The organism is Rhizobium sp. 01T444 (assembly GCF_056398305.1).
Window position 1 is genome coordinate 144562 of record NZ_JBFTPD010000003.1, and the last position, 17161, is coordinate 161722.

At 59.7% G+C, this 17161-nt stretch carries 16 protein-coding genes; 7 read left to right on the plus strand and 9 right to left on the minus strand.

Going from position 1 to position 17161, the window contains the following annotated elements:
- Positions 1 to 129 precede the first annotated feature (129 nt).
- The 5 genes from rpsU (at position 130) to AC1DTN_RS06235 (ending at position 4852) form a co-directional block, all read left to right on the plus strand.
- Complete coding sequence (rpsU, locus tag AC1DTN_RS06215) at positions 130 to 345, plus strand: 30S ribosomal protein S21 (RefSeq protein WP_003542939.1); 216 nt, start codon at positions 130 to 132, stop codon at positions 343 to 345.
- A 141-nt stretch (positions 346 to 486) separates the two neighbouring features.
- On the plus strand, positions 487 to 1353 hold the full coding sequence (locus AC1DTN_RS06220) for a tetratricopeptide repeat protein (RefSeq protein ID WP_113320966.1): 867 nt from the start codon (positions 487 to 489) through the stop codon (positions 1351 to 1353).
- A gap of 25 nt (positions 1354 to 1378) precedes the next feature.
- Positions 1379 to 2452, plus strand: a complete 1074-nt coding sequence (locus AC1DTN_RS06225; protein WP_442206430.1) for an NAD(P)/FAD-dependent oxidoreductase — start codon at positions 1379 to 1381, stop codon at positions 2450 to 2452.
- 211 nt (positions 2453 to 2663) lie between these two features.
- Positions 2664 to 4307, plus strand: coding sequence for a sensor histidine kinase (locus tag AC1DTN_RS06230; RefSeq protein WP_442206431.1), 1644 nt, complete (start codon positions 2664 to 2666; stop codon positions 4305 to 4307).
- 62 nt (positions 4308 to 4369) lie between these two features.
- Positions 4370 to 4852 (plus strand): DUF992 domain-containing protein, encoded by a 483-nt coding sequence (locus AC1DTN_RS06235; RefSeq protein WP_310383724.1) that lies wholly within the window; start codon positions 4370 to 4372, stop codon positions 4850 to 4852.
- A 45-nt stretch (positions 4853 to 4897) separates the two neighbouring features.
- On the opposite strand, the gene AC1DTN_RS06240 is transcribed toward AC1DTN_RS06235, so the two are convergent.
- From AC1DTN_RS06240 to AC1DTN_RS06265, 6 genes are all read right to left on the minus strand, one after another.
- On the minus strand, positions 4898 to 6292 hold the full coding sequence (locus AC1DTN_RS06240; protein ID WP_113320970.1) for an NAD(P)(+) transhydrogenase (Re/Si-specific) subunit beta: 1395 nt from the start codon (positions 6290 to 6292) through the stop codon (positions 4898 to 4900).
- 7 nt (positions 6293 to 6299) lie between these two features.
- On the minus strand, positions 6300 to 6698 hold the full coding sequence (locus AC1DTN_RS06245; RefSeq protein ID WP_007817406.1) for a proton-translocating transhydrogenase family protein: 399 nt from the start codon (positions 6696 to 6698) through the stop codon (positions 6300 to 6302).
- Entirely contained in the window at positions 6698 to 7846 is a 1149-nt protein-coding gene (locus AC1DTN_RS06250; RefSeq protein ID WP_442206432.1) for a Re/Si-specific NAD(P)(+) transhydrogenase subunit alpha, read from the minus strand. The genes AC1DTN_RS06245 and AC1DTN_RS06250 overlap by 1 nt, the downstream gene beginning before the upstream one ends.
- 106 nt (positions 7847 to 7952) lie before the next feature.
- Positions 7953 to 8177 carry an aa3-type cytochrome c oxidase subunit IV gene (locus AC1DTN_RS06255; protein WP_007817412.1) on the minus strand — a complete coding sequence of 75 codons (225 nt, stop codon included), beginning with the start codon at positions 8175 to 8177 and terminating at the stop codon, positions 7953 to 7955.
- A gap of 165 nt (positions 8178 to 8342) precedes the next feature.
- The gene (locus AC1DTN_RS06260; RefSeq protein ID WP_477920108.1) at positions 8343 to 9095 is read right to left on the minus strand and encodes an N-acyl amino acid synthase FeeM domain-containing protein; all 753 of its coding nucleotides are present in this window, start codon (positions 9093 to 9095) and stop codon (positions 8343 to 8345) included.
- 143 nt (positions 9096 to 9238) lie between these two features.
- Positions 9239 to 11542, minus strand: a complete 2304-nt coding sequence (locus tag AC1DTN_RS06265; RefSeq protein WP_439016591.1) for a putative bifunctional diguanylate cyclase/phosphodiesterase — start codon at positions 11540 to 11542, stop codon at positions 9239 to 9241.
- 319 nt (positions 11543 to 11861) lie between these two features.
- On the opposite strand from AC1DTN_RS06265, the gene AC1DTN_RS06270 reads away from it, so the two are divergent.
- Together AC1DTN_RS06270 and AC1DTN_RS06275 are read left to right on the plus strand one after the other, a co-directional pair.
- A complete protein-coding gene (locus tag AC1DTN_RS06270; protein WP_113325766.1) occupies positions 11862 to 12401 on the plus strand; it encodes a TRAP transporter small permease subunit in 540 nt (179 codons plus the stop codon).
- A 21-nt stretch (positions 12402 to 12422) separates the two neighbouring features.
- Positions 12423 to 13913: a TRAP transporter large permease gene (locus AC1DTN_RS06275; protein WP_439016592.1), complete on the plus strand. Its 1491-nt coding sequence runs from the start codon at positions 12423 to 12425 to the stop codon at positions 13911 to 13913.
- A gap of 86 nt (positions 13914 to 13999) precedes the next feature.
- Here AC1DTN_RS06275 and AC1DTN_RS06280 read toward each other — a convergent pair whose 3' ends face one another.
- The 3 genes from AC1DTN_RS06280 to AC1DTN_RS06290 form a co-directional block, all read right to left on the minus strand.
- The gene (locus AC1DTN_RS06280; RefSeq protein ID WP_442206433.1) at positions 14000 to 15106 is read right to left on the minus strand and encodes a TRAP transporter substrate-binding protein; all 1107 of its coding nucleotides are present in this window, start codon (positions 15104 to 15106) and stop codon (positions 14000 to 14002) included.
- Between the two features lie 221 nt (positions 15107 to 15327).
- On the minus strand, positions 15328 to 16107 hold the full coding sequence (locus tag AC1DTN_RS06285; protein ID WP_442206434.1) for a VWA domain-containing protein: 780 nt from the start codon (positions 16105 to 16107) through the stop codon (positions 15328 to 15330).
- The gene (locus AC1DTN_RS06290; RefSeq protein ID WP_442206435.1) at positions 16104 to 17150 is read right to left on the minus strand and encodes a hypothetical protein; all 1047 of its coding nucleotides are present in this window, start codon (positions 17148 to 17150) and stop codon (positions 16104 to 16106) included. Before AC1DTN_RS06290 ends, AC1DTN_RS06285 begins: the two co-directional genes overlap by 4 nt.
- Positions 17151 to 17161: the final 11 nt, after the last annotated feature.

Here is a 17161-nt window from a genome sequence, read left to right on the forward strand (position 1 = left end):
GGACTTCATTCCGTCGATCTGATATTTCGCAACACCAATCGCAAGGCCGCGGCCGCGCGAACGTTATTTTTTTGCCCCAGGCGCTGCGCCGCCTTTCGGCATTAAGCAAACCAAAGGAACGTGATTCTCGTGCAGGTACTTGTCCGCGATAACAATGTTGACCAGGCTCTCCGCGCTCTCAAGAAGAAGATGCAGCGCGAAGGTATTTTTCGCGAAATGAAGATGCGCGACTACTACGAAAAGCCGTCGCAGAAGCGTGCTCGCGAGAAGGCCGAGGCTGTTCGTCGTGTTCGCAAGCTGGCCCGCAAGCGCGCTCAGCGCGAAGGTCTGGTTGCAGCACGCTGAGGCGGTGCCGTCGTTTTTTCGACGTTTTCAGGTGCATGTGTGGCGGGGGCGATCAGTGTCGCCGCCGCCTTTTTAATTTTTTGCCGCTGAAGATTGCATATCCGCTTGTCCGGATATGATGCATGGGGAAAGCGAGCCCGAATGGCTGTAATAACCTTCAATCCGTCCCGCTCTTTGCGTTCGCAGAAATCGGTCATGCTTGTCTCGCTGGCGCTCGCCGCCGCGCTCGGCCTTGCCGGTTGTGAAACGACCAACACCTCGGATGCCGTGATCCGCATCGACAAGGCACAGGGCTCGCAGGAAAACATCGCTTCGCTGACCGGCGTCATCAACGCCAATCCGCGCGATCCGGAAGGCTATAACGTTCGCGGCTCAGCCTATGGCCGCGCCGGCGAATTCCGCAAGGCGCTCGACGACTTCAACACCGCGCTGCAGATCAACCCGCGCTTCTTCCAGGCCTATGCCAACCGCGCGCTGGTCTACCGCAACATGGGTCAGCAGCCGCAGGCAATCGCCGATTACAACGCCGCCCTGCAGATCAATCCGAGCTATGACGTCGCCTATATCGGTCGCGGCAATGTCTATCGCATGGCCGGCCAGGACGATCAGGCCTTCAACGATTTCTCAAAAGCGATTCAGCTCGGCACGACCGATGGTCGCGCCTATCACAATCGCGGCCTGATCTATCAGAAGCGTAATCAGCAGGATAAGGCGATCGACGACTTCTCCAAGGCGATCTCGCTGTCGCCGAACTCGCCCGAGCCCTATAATGGCCGCGGCATTTCCTATATCGCGCTGAACGACAACGACAACGCATTCGCCGACTTCAACCACGCGATCGAGCTCAACGGCAACCTCGCCGAATCCTGGGCAAACCAGGCTCTCGTCTACGAGCGCCGCGGCGAGAAGGACAAGGCCATCCGCTCCTACCGCCACGCTGTTGGCCTCGATCCGAAATACCAGCCGGCCCGGGACGGACTTGCCCGCGTCGGCGGCACCACCGGCTGACGGATAACGGGAAGAGGTGACGACGATGACAGCGAAACCGCATGTGATTGTCGTCGGCGCCGGCATTATCGGCGCCTCGATTGCCTGGCATCTCACACACAAGGGTGCAGCAGTCACCGTCGTTGGCGAAGAACTCGGCGGCGTGGCGACACCCTGCTCTTTTGCCTGGATCAATGCAAGCTGGGGCAATCCCGAATTCTATTTCCATCTTCGCCGTCGGGCGATGGCCGAATGGAAGCGACTGGCACGGGAACTACCCGGCCTGCCGCTCGCCTGGTGCGGCAGCCTCTGCTGGGATATGCCGGCGGCCGATCTCGAAGCCTATGCCGATGAACATGGCCGCTGGGGCTACGGTATCAGCCGGCTGAACCGGGAAGAAAGCGCTCTGCTCGAACCCGGCCTTGGCGAATATCCGGATTTCGCCCTCTATGTCGCAGAAGAAGGTGCGGTGGAGCCTGTTGCCGCCGCACGTTTGATGCTTGCTGATGCCGAAGCACATGGTGCGACGTTCGTTCATGCCACGGTCAACGGTCTGTTGCAGAGTGCTGGACGAATCGTCGGGGTCGTAACGTCGGAAGGCATGCTCGAAGCCGATCACGTCGTGCTGGCCGCAGGTGCAGGCGCAGTTCCGATCGCCGCCTCAGCGGGGATCACATTGCCGCTGTCTGCACCAGCTGGCCTGATCGTGCACTCCCGTCCTGTCTCGAAGCGGTTGAACGGCCTCGTCATGACACCGCAGCTGCATATGCGCCAGACGGCGGAAGGCCGTATCATCGCCGGCTCGGATTTCGGTGGCGGCAATCCCGGTGAAGATCATCAGGCAAGTGCAGCGGAACTCTTCGCACGCGTAAAAGCGATGATCATAGACAATGCCGATCTGAAGCTTGATTTCTTCACGGTCGGCTATCGCCCGACACCGGCTGATGGTTTTCCCATCATCGGCAATGCTGGCCTGCCGGGTCTCTATGCCACGGTCATGCACTCCGGTGTCACGCTTGCCCCGCTTGCGGGCATGCTTGCTGCCGACGAGCTTCTGTCAGGTAAGAGTGACGAAAGCCTCGCGCCCTTCCGGTTGCAGCGCTTCACCGACGAAGGATAGTCCTTAAAAAATTGACGATTTTGCACCTGACTATTTTAGTAGGTTGCAACCAAATGCCCCGCCCCCTAACATGACCCCGCTTTGATAGCGGGCTATTGGGCGGTACGAAATGTAAGGGGCGTTTGCGAGCGATGCGGATTCTTGCTTTCGTTAGACTCTGCGAAACCGAGCTTCCCCAGCATCCAGTCCCGGCAGTTCGGGGGCGGTATCGATGAGGTTCGCCGTACGTCTTTTTCCGAAAGCTTCCATCGGAACATATCTTATCGCCATGGCCGTGGCGATTGCACTGCCGATCTTTGCCTTCGTTGCCCTTCTTCTCATGCAGCTGGAAGACAATCAGCGGTCTACGCTCAAGCGCGAAACCGCGCAGGATGCGCTCGCCCTCTCACGCACCATCGACCGCCAGCTTCAGGATATGGCAACGACGCTTCGGCTGCTGTCCTCCTCGCCGGAGCTGGAGAGCGGCGACTATGAGTCTTTCTACAATCGCACGGAAACAGCGCTGCGCGGCGATACGCTCTATGTGATCGCGGTCGACAGAGCCGGGCAGCAATTTCTGAATACCCGTCGCGCCTTCGGCACGCCGCTCGGCAAGACGACGAACATCGCGGCTTTGGAAGCCGCGATGAAGTCCGGCCGGATCGAAGCCTCCGACGTCTTCATGGGCGCGACGAGCGGCATGTGGGTCTATAACGTCACGCTGCCGCGTGACGAGGATCCTGTCGCCGCATTGATCATCACCCAGAATGCCACCGATCTTGCAAAGCTAGTCACGACAGAGGGCCTTGCCTCCGGCTGGTCAGCGGCGGTCATCGATCAGGGTGGTCATGTCGTGGCGAGCCGCGGCCCTGCCAATCTGCAGCCTGGCGAACCCTTCGACCCGCGCATCCTGCCTTCGCTCGTTGCATCCAGCGGCGTTTTCGAAGACAGCGATATCCTCCCGCACGCCCTGTTGGGCTATGCGCAGATTCCCGGCTGGTCCTGGAAGACCGTGGTATGGGGGCCGATCGCCACCGCCCAGGCACCGATCCTCAGCACCTGGCGCTTCCTACTGATCGGCGGCCTTGTGCTGCTGCTCGTTGCCGTACTTGCCACCTATGCCGTTGCCCGGCAGGTCCGCTCGACGATCCGCGAAATAGCAGACATGGCGAACCGGCTCGGCGAAGGCCATATCGTCTCCCCCGTCGAAACCAGTGTCATCGAGGCCAACCAGGTGGCGATTGCGCTTTCCAATGCCTCTTTCGACCGTAGCCAGAGCGAAGACCGGCTGCGCTTCGTCATGCATGAGCTGGTTCATCGCACCAAGAACCTGCTGACGCTTGTTCTCGCAATGATGCGCCAGCTCTCCAAGCAGGCCGACAGCGTCGAGACATTCCGGCTGGCCGTCGCTCACCGCCTTGAAGGACTCGTGCGCTCGATCGAGCTTCTGACGGGCGAGCAATGGTCCGGCGTCTCGCTGCATCGCGTCATCGATATTCATCTCCAGGCCTTTCCACAGGCTCGCGAGCAGGTGAAAATCGAGGGCATGGATTTCATCCTCAAGCCCGATGCCGTGCAGAATCTCGGCCTGGCGCTGCATGAACTCGCCACCAATTCGGTGAAGTACGGAGCGCTCTCCGTGCCACAGGGCAGTGTGCGCTTCGAATGGCAGCCAGCAGAGGACAACATGTTGCGTTTCACCTGGACTGAAAGCGGTGGCCCGTCCGTCAGCCCGCCGTCGCGCACCGGTTTCGGGACCACCGTCATCAAGGCGCATGCCGCCTCCGCTTTCCGGGGCAAGGTCGATGTCGACTTCCATCCGGAAGGTCTCGTCTGGACCCTCACAGCCCAGCGTGGGACGATGGAGCGCGAGTAGCGCGACCGGAACAATCACTGCAATCGCCCGTTTCGAACAGGTCATTCAAAAGGAGAAGGACCATGTTCAAGCAAACCATGATTGCCGCTGCAATCGTTTCGGCTGCGACTTGGGCCAGCTCGGCCGCAGCAGCCGACTATATGTCGCTTGGCCGGCTCGTCTGCGGATCGGATGGCGGTCAGGGACTGATCGTCACTTCTGAGAAAAACCTAATCTGCACCTATACGCCGGCTTCCGGTGGCCCTAAGGCGGTCTATGCCGGCAAGATCGAGAAATTCGGCATCGATATCGGCCAGACCGGCAAGAGCGTGATGATCTGGCAGGTGCTCGCCAAGACCGGCACCAACATGCCTGATTTCGCACTCGCCGGCGAATATTACGGCATCGGCGCAGATGCCAGCCTCGGCGCCGGTGGAGGTGCCAAAGTCATTGCCGGTGGCACCGACAAGGCCTTCATGCTGCAGCCGCTGAACCTGCAGGCGCAAGAAGGTCTCAATCTCGCCATCGGTGTCGAGAAGATGACGCTGGTGCCGGGCGAGATCTGACAATGCACCGATAAAAGAAAAGCCTGCCGAAGCGGGCTTTTTCGGTTAGTGGGCGATTGCCTTGTTGATCTCTTCGGTCACCTTCTTGGCGTCCCCGAGCAGCATCATCGTGCCGTCCTTGTAGAACAGCGTGTTGTCGATGCCGGCGTAACCCGAGCCGAGCGAACGCTTGACGAAGAGGCATGTTTTGGCCTTGTCGACGTCAAGGATCGGCATGCCGTAGATCGGCGAGGACTTGTCGTCGCGCGCCGCCGGGTTGGTGACGTCATTGGCGCCAATGACATAAGCGACATCGGCCTGGGCGAATTCCGAGTTGATGTCCTCAAGCTCGAAGACTTCGTCATAGGACACATTGGCCTCGGCAAGCAGCACGTTCATATGACCCGGCATGCGGCCGGCGACCGGATGAATCGCATACTTTACTTCCACGCCGTTCTTCTTGAGATTGTCGGCGAGTTCGCGCAACGCATGTTGTGCCTGCGCCACCGCCATGCCGTAGCCCGGCACGATGATGACCTTGGAGGCATTCGCCATCAGGTAGGCCGCATCCTCAGCCGAGCCGAGCTTGACGATCTTCTCCGACGTATCCGCCGCGCCGCCTGCCATCTCGCCGCCGAAACCGCCGAGGATGACGGAAAGGAAAGAGCGGTTCATGCCCTTGCACATGATGTAGGACAGGATCGCACCCGATGAGCCGACCAGCGCACCGGTAATGATAAGCGCCAGATTGCCGAGCGTGAAGCCGATGCCGGCGGCAGCCCAACCCGAATAGGAATTCAGCATCGACACGACGACAGGCATGTCTGCGCCGCCGATCGGCACGATCAGCAGGATGCCGAGTAACAGCGAGAGCGCAACGACCGCCCAGAAATCCAGGTGGCTCTCAGTCACCGCCAGACCGATGATGAAGAGCACGATCAGGACAGCGAGGGCGATGTTGATCAGGTGGCGGAAGGGCAAAAGGATCGGCTTGCCGGACATGCGCCCATCGAGCTTCAGGAAGGCGATGATCGAGCCGGTGAAGGTCAGCGCGCCGATCGCCACACCGATCGCCATTTCGATGCGTGCTTCCGTATGGATCTGGCCAATCTCGCCGATACCGAAAGCATCAGGCGTATAGAGCGCCGATGCCGCGACCAGAACCGCGGCAAGACCAACCAGCGAATGGAAGCCGGCAACGAGCTGCGGCATCGAGGTCATGGCAATGGTGCGGGCAATATAGGCGCCGGCGCTGCCGCCGATGGCAAGACCGAGAATGATGAGCACGAAGCCGCCGAAGTCAGGCGTCGCCAGCACCAGCGTCGTGAGGATGGCAATCCCCATGCCGATCATGCCGTAGAGATTGCCCTTGCGGCTAGTCGCCGGATGCGAGAGCCCCCGCAACGCAAGGATGAAGAGAACGCCGGAGACGAGATAGAGGAAGGCTGCAAGATTGGTCATCGGCCCCTCACTTGTCCTTCTTGCGGTACATCGCCAGCATGCGCTGCGTGACGAGGAAGCCGCCGAAGATATTCACGGAGACGAGCACGAGCGCAACGAAACCGAAGCCGGTCGCAAGACCGCTGGTCGAAATGCCGACGGCAAGCAGCGCACCGACGACGATGACCGAGGAGATCGCGTTGGTAACGGCCATCAGCGGCGTATGCAGCGCCGGCGTTACCGACCAGACGACGTAGTAGCCGACGAAGATCGACAGCACGAAGATCGCGAACTGGAAAACGAAGGGATCGATCGCACCGCCGGTGGCGGCACTTGCCGCTTCAGGCGCCTGGGCAGCAGCGGTGATGACCGCGGTGACGGCCTGGTCGAGCTGCTCCAGAGCCTTGTCCATTGCTTCACTGGCCATCAGTTATCCCCCTTCTTGGCGCCGCCGAATGCCGGATGCACGACATCCCCCGCATAGGTCAGCATAGTCGCCCTGATGAGCTCGTCCTCGAGGTTGAGCACGACCGATTTCGTTTCCTTGCTCACCATCGTCTCCAGGAAGGTGACGAGGTTCTTGGCGTAAAGCGCTGAGGCGCTGGCCGCCACACGGCCCGCCATGTTCGGAAAGCCGATCACCTTCACACCTTCGACATCGGCGACCTGCCCTGTAACCACACCTTCAATATTGCCGCCCCGCTCGACTGCGAGATCGACAGCAACCGCCCCCGGCTTCATCGAGGCCAGCATGGTGCGCGAGACGAGCCGCGGCGCCGGACGGCCGGGAATGAGAGCCGTGGTAATGACGATGTCCTGCTTGGCGATGTGCTCGGTCACGAGCGCAGCCTGCTTCGCCTGATAGTCGGCCGACATTTCCTTGGCATAGCCGCCGGCCGTTTCCGCCGCCTTGAACTCGTCATCCTCGACAGCGATGAACTTCGCGCCGAGAGATGCAACCTGTTCCTTCGCTGCGGGGCGGACATCGGTTGCCGAAACGGCGGCACCGAGACGGCGCGCCGTCGCAATCGCCTGGAGGCCGGCAACGCCCGCACCCATGACGAAAACCTTAGCGGCAGGAATAGTACCCGCTGCCGTCATCATCATCGGCATGGCGCGGTCATAGACGACTGCTGCCTCGATGACCGCCTGATAGCCTGCAAGATTGGCCTGCGACGAAAGCACATCCATCGACTGCGCACGGGTGATGCGCGGCATCAGCTCCATGGCGAAGGCGGAAAGACCGGCGCGGGCCATCGCGGCGACCGCCTCGTCATTGCCATAGGGATCCATGATGGCAATGACGACGGCACCGGTCTTATAGCCGGAAATTTCGCTTTCGCTCGGCCGGCGGACCTTGAGGACCACATCGGCGGACGCGGCATCTGCGAACGTGCCGATTGCGGCGCCCACGGCCTCGAACTCACTATCCGGAATGCGAGAAAGTGCCCCCGCGCCCGCTTCGACGATGACATCGAAGCCGAGCGACTTTATCTTTTTCACGGTTTCGACAGACGCGGCAACGCGCGTCTCATCGCCCGTGATTTCCTTTGCTACGAAAACGATATTGGCCAACTGCCCCCTCCTCCGGGTCAGCTGGGCCGTGGCAGGCTGCTTGCCTGCACGGGCCAAGCATCTACATCACAAAGTTCGGAAGACCGTGTCTTCCCGCAGGCCGCGCTTAGCGGAGCAGGAAGATGCCGGCAACGAGGATGATGAGGAAGACGAGGATGCCGCCGAGGAAACCGGCGCCGCCGAAGAAACCGGCAGCCATGGCAAGCATCAGGGCGATCAGAAGCATCGAGCCGTATTTCGTGCCGGCAATGAACATGTTGTAGGTCTTTTCATGTTCCTTGTAGTCCATCGGCGCGCCGGTCTCGACCGGTCCGGTATGATGTTCGGCCATGAATATCGTCTCCCTGAAATGCCTTAGCGCTGCCTGATTCCCTCGCCTCGGCGAGGCAAATCCCCACCCGCAGGGATTACACAATGACGGGAGAAAGCGCAATGCATGAGAATGCCGCAGGAACGCCCTTCTCCTGATGTGGAGAGGGCGTTCCCTATGGAAGAATCAAAGCGGCAGATCCGTTCCGAGCTGGCCTTCCGGCACGAAACGGGCGGTGGGAACGATGGTGAGCGAAGGCCGCGTGTTTTCCGGGCCGCGCGCGAACATCATCCGCTGCTCGCTGGCGCTGGAAATGAAGAAGGGAAAACGCGTGAGAAGCTTGCGGCCGACCTCGACGACGTTGGTCGCCATCAGCGTCATGTCGATCCCGTAATTTTTGGCCTTCTGGCCCGGCACGACGGTGTCTGCATAGAAGACACGCTTGTAGAATGCCGCATGCGGCGGGCGGACGAACTGCAGAACCCGATGTGCACGGAAATGCGCGGCCGCGACGATGCTTGGCCGCAGCGTCAGGTAGGGAATCCAGGTCAGATCGGCGGTCAGATCAGGATCGGCGGCAAAACGCGCCGGATCGATCAAGCTGAGGCCGGCATCGAGAAGCGCATCGATTGCTTCCGGGAAGGCTCCGGCCGACTGGCTGACGCGATGTTCCGGTGTCACATGGTGGATACGGATCGTGCTGACCAGCTCGCCGTAATAATAGAGCCCGAAAACATGAGCATGGCTATCGAAATCCGTGTCGTCGAGCAGTCCCTTTGGGGCCAGCGCCAGCGTGTCGTGCGCCTTGTAGGCCTTGTAGCGCAGCCGCTCGACACCTTCCATGTCCTCAGTGCTTTCGACGCGGCGATATTCGACATTATCAAGAACTTCGAGAACCTTTTTCGAAAAGTCGCTCGTACTCAAAGGGACAGACGCCATAGATGCACCCCGTTGTTAACGGGTCATTAATCATACCACATTCAGTAAAGCGCAAGATTTGATAAGAATTTTGGACGTATTTGAATCATTAAGGTTAACGGCCGCGAGTATGCCCGTGGTCACACCGTCAGGTAGCGCCCTGATCAGGCGACCTTGCTGCGGCGACGCGGTGCCGTGCGGCGGTTGAGAGCGTGGGAGAGGATGCCAATTTCCTTCGAGGGGACTGGCGGGGAAAAGACGTAACCCTGTACGAGATCCGTGCTGCGGTGCTTGTTGAGAAGCGCCAGTTGCTCCGGGGTCTCGACACCCTCGACGACGATCTTGAGGCCGAGCTCGCGGGCAAGGTGGACCGTGCCGCGCAACAGTTTCAGACGGCGCGTATCTTCAACGATGTTACGCACGAAGGAACGGTCGATCTTGACGATGTCGAGCGGCAGCGTGTCGAGATAGCTGAGGCTGGAGAAGCCGGTGCCGAAATCGTCGATGGCGATGGTGATGTCGCGGCTTCGCAATTCGGCGAGGATGGCGCGCACGACCGCCGGCTCGTCGATCAGGCTGCTTTCGGTGATTTCCAGATGCAGGCGCGATGCCTCAAGACCGGAATACGCCAGCGCGTCCGCAACGACCGACAGGATGTCCGCGTCACGCAGGTCGCGCGCCGACAGGTTGACTGAAACGGCGATATGATCCGGCCAGCTCATGCATTCTTCACAGGCCTTGAAGAGCACGAAACGCGTGATCTGCGAGATGATGCCCATCTCTTCAGCGAGGCGGATGAAGACGTCGGGCGGAATGGAGCCCTTTTCCGGATGCACCCAGCGAGCCAGTGCTTCGGCGCATTCGATGCGCGTACCATCAGCCTTGAACATCGGCTGGAAGGCGAGGTGCAGCGCATTTGCAGCCACAGCCTCGCGCAGATCCGCTTTGAGCTTCTGCTGCTCGATATAGCGACCGTCCATTTCGTGCTCGAAACCGGTGATGCCGCCCTTCAAGCGCGACTTGCTTTCGAACAGCGCAAGGTCAGCCTTGACGCTCCATTCGTCCATGGCGAAGGCGTCGCTCTCGAGGACGGCGTACCCGGCACTGAGCGAGACGAGGAAGGTCACCTGATCGACTTCATATTGACCCTGGATCGCGGCATGCAGCTTGCGGATGTCGGCATCCAACACCTGCCGGTCACGCGCATGCGGGAAGAAGAGGATGAATTGGTCGCCCATCAGGCGGCCGACGATGGCGTTGCCGGCCATCTCCTTGACCCGCACGGCGATGGCGCAGAGCAGGTGGTCACCGGTCACATGGCCGCGCATGTCGTTGACATGCTTGAACTCGTCGATATCGAGGATCATAAAGCCGAGGGGACCGCGTTTCTTCGAATGTCTGGCGAGATAATCCTGCACGAGATGGCCGAAATATTCGCGGTTCGGCAGGCCGGTCAGCGCGTCGAAGCGCACCATATGCAGGATCTTCTGCTCGGCCTTCACACGGCTCGAAACGTCTTCGAAGATCAATACCGCACCGCCATCTGCGCGCCGGCTTGCCGAGAATTCCAGCGACAGTCCCTCAGGGAAATGAATGAGCGTGCGCGACAGGCTGCCTTCGGCCACCTGTGTCAGTTGCCGCAGGATCAGCTCCGGCTGCGAAGCGTCCATGAAGCTGTAGCGTGCGCCGTAACGCAACACAGCGCCGAGATCGCGGTCCTTCAGCCGGTCCGGCACGCCAATTTTCAAGAGTTCGCAGGCCTTGCGATTGATGACCTGGATCCGGTTCTCCTCGTCGACCATGACGAGGCCATGCGGCATGTTGTTCAGTGCCGTATCGAAGCGATCGGCAATCGAAGCGATCTCGCGGCGTGCGATCACGTTCTCATAGAGGAACTCGCGCACGCCGGTGGCCATGGCCCGTGTCGTCAGCCAGAACGGAATGAGGAAGACTGACAGGATGCCGCGGTAGAAATCGAGCGTCATGACGCTGCAGATGATCATCGGCAGACAGCAGGAGAAGGTCTGCAGGTCGACCGCCATGCGCGAGCCGTAGTTGCGGCCGACGACCGAAACCATCGTCGCCATGGTCACTGCAATACAGGCGAGCTCGGCAAAGGAATCACGCGTGAAAAAGATGGCATAGCCGCTGCCGATGCCAAGAAGTGTAGTAATGCCGGCTGCGCCGACCACGAGAATCTTCTCCCAGCGCTCGATCTCGGCAAAGGAGAGCTTCTCCTTGTCTACCTTATCGAACAGCCGGAAAATCGCCATGCGGGCGCAGAACACCATGATGACGGCGACAGCCAAGAATATATAGACGGGAGAGTCAGTCTTAGCAGCAACAGCAAGGAAAGTGGCGGAGTGTACAATGACGCCAGCGAGAAGCGTCATGCGGTTCCCGGAGAGGGAACTCACAAACGACAGATACACATCCTTAGGGACCCTGTTCGGGTTATGTGGCTTCATCCATACTTTCCCTGTGCGCGGGAAATGTAAACCGAACCCTTTAAAAATTGATTTCAAACGGTTCAAACATTTGGTCAATTTTTCTAAAACCATAGGATGAGCTACTCATCCAAGGCGCGATAATACAGCTTTCTCGCGAGGTTTTTGAAAAAAATATCCGCGCCTGAGTTGCCAGAATTTTTCAAAGGGATCACAGGGTCTAGCCGCATAAGACTATACTCCAAGGCGGGTCATTTATCCTTCCAATTTCAAAAACCCTAGTTTACACCGATTGCAGAGGGAGAACTGCCGAAAACGGCAAGACAATAAGGGGAGGCGAATGTCGGTATTCCTGGCCGTCAGTCGGCTGATTGACTCGATCAGCGAGTTCATTGGCAAACTATCCGAATACATGGTGTTGTTCTGCTGCCTGATCAGCGCCGGAAACGCCGTCGTCCGCTACGCTTTCAACTACAGTTCAAATGGCTGGCTCGAGATCCAGTGGTATCTCTTCGCCTTCGTCGTCGTGCTCGGCGCCTCGCACACCTTGCGCAAGAACGAACATGTGCGGGTCGATCTGATATACGGCTCTGTCTCTGACAGGGCAAAGATGTGGATCGACATCGTCGGCCTGATCGTCTTCCTCATCCCGGCCTGCATCTTCCTTTCCATTCTCTGCTGGCCCTATTTCCTACTCGCCTATCAGCAGGGCGAGGTTTCCGCCAATGCCGGCGGCCTCATCCGCTGGCCTGTGAAGCTGGTGCTTTTTGCCGGCTTCGCGCTTCTGACCCTTCAGGGCATTTCGGAATTGATCAAGAGGATCGCCGCGCTGTCCGGCACGATCGAGATCGATACGAAATACGAAAAGCCGCTGCAGTAACGCGCGCCTGGAGGAACAAATTTGTTTGACTACGGTATCATCCCGCCGGCGATGTTCCTGGGCATGGTCATTTTCATGCTCTACGGCTTCCCCGTCGCCTTTTCGCTCGCCGCCGTCGGCCTTTTCTTCGGTATCATCGGCATTGTGACCGGGCATTTCGGAGAGGTCTTCCTGCAGGCGCTGCCACTGCGCTTCTTCGGCATCGTCTCCAACGATCTGCTGCTCGCGATCCCTTTCTTCACCTTCATGGGCGCCATACTAGAGCGTTGTGGGCTGGCCGAAGATCTGCTCGAAGGCACCGGCAAGCTCTTCGGTGGCGTTCCCGGCGGCCTGGCCTATGCTGTCATCCTTGTCGGCGCCGTGCTCGGCGCGATCACCGGCACGGTGGCCGCCTCGGTCATCACCATGGGTGTGATTTCGCTGCCGATCATGCTGCGCTACGGCTACAATCCGCGCCTTGCTACCGGCGTCATCGCCGCCTCCGGCACGATCACCCAGGTGATCCCGCCCTCGCTGGTACTCGTCGTTCTCGCCGACCAGCTCGGCAAATCGGTCGGCGACATGTATCGCGGCGCGATCGGCCCGTCGATCCTGCAGGTAGCGATCTTCGTGCTCTTCATCCTGGTGCTGTCGATCTTCCGGCCAAAATCGATGCCGCCGCTGCCAAAGGAAGTGCGCGGCGACTTCAATTGGGCGCTGCTCATGAAGGTGCTGATGGGCATGGTGCCTTCGATCGTGCTGATCTTCCTCGTGCTCGGCACGATCTTCATGGGTCTTGCGACGCCGACGGAAGCCGGCGCGCTCGGCGTCGTCGGCGCCATGGCGCTCGCGGCCATGAACCGGCGCCTCACCTGGCCGCTGATCCGCGAGGCGATGACATCGACCACGCACATCACTTCCATGGTTGTGATGATCCTTATCGGCTCCACCTGTTTCAGCCTGGTCTTCCAGGGCATGGACGGCTCGCGCTGGATCGAGCATATGCTATCGGGCATTCCCGGCGGCCCGGTCGGCTTCCTGATCTTTGTCAACATCTTCATCTTCGTGCTCGCCTTCTTCCTCGATTTCTTCGAGATCGCCTTCATCGTCATCCCGATGCTCGCCCCGGTCGCCTCCAATCTCGGCATCGACCTGATCTGGTTCGGTGTGCTGATCTGCGTCAACATGCAGACGAGCTTCATGCACCCGCCCTTTGGCTTCGCGCTCTTCTACCTGCGCTCGATCGCCGGCCGCGAGGTCAAGACCTCGGATATTTACATGGGTGCGCTTCCCTGGGTCGGCATGCAGCTGATCCTGGTGGCGATCGTGATCTTCTGGCCACAATCGGTGACCTACTGGCTGGACCATGGCCCGAAGGTCGACCCGAACTCGATCAAGATTGAAGTCCCGGGCTTCGGCGGTCAGCTCGGCCTGCCCCCGCTCGGCGGCAACAACGGCTCGCCGCAGATCCCGGGCCTGACCCTGCCGCCGCTGAATGGCCTGCCGGGAGCGCCGCCGGCGCCTGCCAAATAGCCAGCAAAAAAGCAAAACCCCGGATCGAAATCCGGGGTTCTGGTATCGTGTGCGTGTAAACCACCAATGTTAGCGGCGGGGGCTCCTCAGATCTTGCCCGCGCGCTGCTGGATCATCATGAACGTATCGAACGTGTATTCCGAAAGCTGCATCCAGAGATAGGCATCCCGCTTGAAAGCAGTCTGGTCATCGTAGATCTTCTTGAAATATTGGTTCGTGCCTGAGATTTCGCCGTAGATGCCCATCGCGGCCTGGAAGCAGGCCTCCATGATCTCCTGGCTGAACGGCCGCAGCGTTGCGCCTTCCGCAACAAGCTGCTTCAGCGCGCTCGGGTTCTTCGTGTCGTATTTTGCCAGCATGTTGGTGTTGGCGAAGGCGCAGGCGTCGTTGAGCGCTGCCTGATAGTGCTTCGGCAGGCTGCTCCACTTATCGAGGTTGAAGAAGGCATGCACCGTCGGGCCGCCTTCCCACCAGCCCGGGTAATAGTAGTACTTCGCCACCTTGTGGAAGCCGAGCTTCAGGTCGTCATAGGGGCCGACGAATTCTGCCGCGTCGATCGTTCCCTTTTCCAGCGCCGGATAGATGTCGCCGCCGGCGATCTGCTGCGGGATGACGCCTACCTTCTCCATGACGCGACCGGCGAGACCGGCAATGCGCATCTTGACGCCCTTGAGGTCGTCGAGCGTATTGATTTCCTTGCGGAACCAGCCGCCCATCTGCGCACCGGTATTGCCGGCCGGCAGGGCATACATGCCCTGCGTGGCATAGAATTCGTTCATCAGTGTATTGCCGTTGCCCTGGTAAAACCAGGCATTGGTCAGGCGGCTGTTCAGTCCGAACGGAATGGCAGTTCCGATGGCGTAGGTCGGGTCCTTGCCGACGAAATAATAGGAGGTGGTGTGGGCTGCCTCGACAGTACCGGCCGCCACCGCATCGACGGCCTGCAGGCCGGGGACGATTTCGCCGGCTGCGAAAGGCTGGATCGTGAAATTACCATCAGTGGAAGCCGAAACATGCTTGGCAATATCTTCGGCGCCGCCATAGATCGTGTCCAGGCTCTTCGGAAACGACGAGGTCATACGCCAGGCAATCTTCGGGTTTTCCTGCGCAATTGCAGGTGCTGCCAAAGCAGTCGCGGCAACGGCACCGGCGCCGGCTGTTCCCGCCTTCTTCATAAATGAACGACGATCCATCAAAAACCTCCCGTATAGATGGCACTGCGTGGTCAATCCTCACCCCTACCCGCAGTAATGGCAAAGCTAAGCATGGCGGAAGAAGCGTTTCAAGCTTTAGTCTATTAGTCTTTGGGATCACGACGCTTCTGTGGCACACGCCACACATCCATCGGAATCAGCAGCTTAGCTGTATCGTGCCGGCCGCTTCCGCGATGAAGCGACCGGGCTTGCCTTCGGGATCAATGATGATCGTCGTCCTCGTCGTCATGCTCATGTTTCAGCCAGGTGCAGAGTTCGGCCGGAAGCAGTTTTTCGTAGGCATCGTCGCTGCCGACGAACTTTCCGAGATCCCTGACGCTGACGAAACCGACATTCGGGAAATGCTCCGCGGCGCTACGCAGGAATTCAAACTTCTCGTCGCCGATACCGACCATGACATAGTAAATCTGCGATTCAGCCTGTTCGGCCTTCTGCAGCAAGTCCCAGGCCGCGTCCCGGTCGGAATTCTCCCCGTCTGTCAGGAAATAATTGATTGCCGGAATGCCCGACCGCGTTTCTTCACCGAAGGCGTCGCGCCGCATGCCGAAGATCATGCCGAGCAGGCCACCTGCCCCTTCTTCCTCCATAAGCCCGTAAGTCATGAGGTTCGAGCGGATGACCGGACCGTAATCAGTGCCACCCCACAGGATTGGCTGGACATCCTTGTTGCCGACAATCTCGCGCTGAATGTAGCCCTCGTAATTCTTGGCCGTGGCAGGTGTCAGCGACGCCATATTCTGCTTGTTGGAAAAAGCCCAGGTATCGATATGGCCATCATCGTCGAAATAGAGAGCGACGGGAAGGATGCGCTCCAGCGCTGCCTGCACAGCGCCGGATTTGAAAAGGTCGCCCATGGACCCCGAGACATCGATATTGATGCCGACCTGCGCCGGAATGCGCTCGTGAATGCCCTGCTTCTGCAAAACGAAGCCGACGCGGCGAACTTCTTCCTCCGGCTTCTGTAGCTTGAATGTCGTCACGGCCTATTCCTCTCCAGTTTGAGTTTTCCAAGAATGCGGGTGTGAAGGTCGCGAAGCGGCACCCTTGTACTTGCCTGCTCCGCCGATTGAGCGGTTCGCGCTGCCGTTAGGGCTGCGGAATATGCCGCATGCCAGGCAGGCAGGTCTTCCTGCAGCAGGCCCTCGGCCAAGCGGGCGAGCGCTTCGATTTCCTGCGAGACGGCCGCAACGGTCCAGATGCTCATCTCGACGGTCGTCTTCGTTGCCGAAAGGCTTGATGTCCGTGTTTCCAGCGCTTCAGACTGCGAGGCATAATGAGCCTGCCGCTCGCGGTCGGGCAGTTGAAGGCTGTCGATGTGGTGGACGAGGAATCGACCGGCAAGAATATGCCCGGCAAGGTTATTCGAGAGCGACTTATAGGCCTTGCCGACAGCGCGTACCTGCTTGGCAACGGCGACAATCTCGGGCGCAAGCGCATTAAGTTCAGTCGCCAAAGCCCGCACCTCCGGATAGAGGCGAGAAAAAAGGCCGGCTGGATCACGGGGCGCGGCGAGAGCCTTGACGGTATTGAGAAAACCGCCGCGGACAGCAAACACCCTTTCCGGATCGAGGTCCATCAGGCACTGCAACAATTCGGCCGCAAACCGTCTCCCCTCTGCCACAACTTCACTGCCGACGATCTTGAGTTCGCTTTCCGCCAGTCTGCCGTGCTCGGTCTGCAGAGGAGCACCAAAGCGGACCACATCATCGAAATAATGATCATCGAGATTGGTGCTGTCGACGATCCGCAAGGCCGCTTTTGCGACAGCCTCGGTCGCGTTCGCGTCCATGCCCTGAAGGTCGGCGACGCCGCAGGAGATGCGTTGCCTCACCTCCCCAGCGGCTAGAACCCGCGGGCGATCGCCCTTGGGCGTGGGAGCACGGGGCGCACCGAAGAGTATCTTCGGCTGATTTCCGTCCTTCGGAGCGGCGACAGCCTGAGGCGCGGCACTTTCCGGGAAAAGCACCCTGGGTGATCCGCCCGGCTTTTTCTCCGGCGGTTCATCTGCCTTGCCGCTGGTCAAGCAGAGCCTCC

Excerpts from the sequence above, each read along its gene's own strand:
- AC1DTN_RS06220 (WP_113320966.1), top strand. The coding sequence starts at position 487 with ATGGCTGTAATAACCTTCAATCCGTCCCGCTCTTTGCGTTCGCAGAAA.
- AC1DTN_RS06225 (WP_442206430.1), top strand. The coding sequence starts at position 1,379 with ATGACAGCGAAACCGCATGTGATTGTCGTCGGCGCCGGCATTATCGGC.
- AC1DTN_RS06230 (WP_442206431.1), top strand. The coding sequence starts at position 2,664 with ATGAGGTTCGCCGTACGTCTTTTTCCGAAAGCTTCCATCGGAACATAT.
- AC1DTN_RS06235 (WP_310383724.1), top strand. The coding sequence starts at position 4,370 with ATGTTCAAGCAAACCATGATTGCCGCTGCAATCGTTTCGGCTGCGACT.
- AC1DTN_RS06240 (WP_113320970.1), bottom strand. The coding sequence starts at position 6,292 with ATGACCAATCTTGCAGCCTTCCTCTATCTCGTCTCCGGCGTTCTCTTC.
- AC1DTN_RS06245 (WP_007817406.1), bottom strand. The coding sequence starts at position 6,698 with ATGGCCAGTGAAGCAATGGACAAGGCTCTGGAGCAGCTCGACCAGGCC.
- AC1DTN_RS06255 (WP_007817412.1), bottom strand. The coding sequence starts at position 8,177 with ATGGCCGAACATCATACCGGACCGGTCGAGACCGGCGCGCCGATGGAC.
- AC1DTN_RS06260 (WP_477920108.1), bottom strand. The coding sequence starts at position 9,095 with ATGGCGTCTGTCCCTTTGAGTACGAGCGACTTTTCGAAAAAGGTTCTC.
- AC1DTN_RS06265 (WP_439016591.1), bottom strand. The coding sequence starts at position 11,542 with ATGAAGCCACATAACCCGAACAGGGTCCCTAAGGATGTGTATCTGTCG.
- AC1DTN_RS06270 (WP_113325766.1), top strand. The coding sequence starts at position 11,862 with ATGTCGGTATTCCTGGCCGTCAGTCGGCTGATTGACTCGATCAGCGAG.
- AC1DTN_RS06280 (WP_442206433.1), bottom strand. The coding sequence starts at position 15,106 with ATGGATCGTCGTTCATTTATGAAGAAGGCGGGAACAGCCGGCGCCGGT.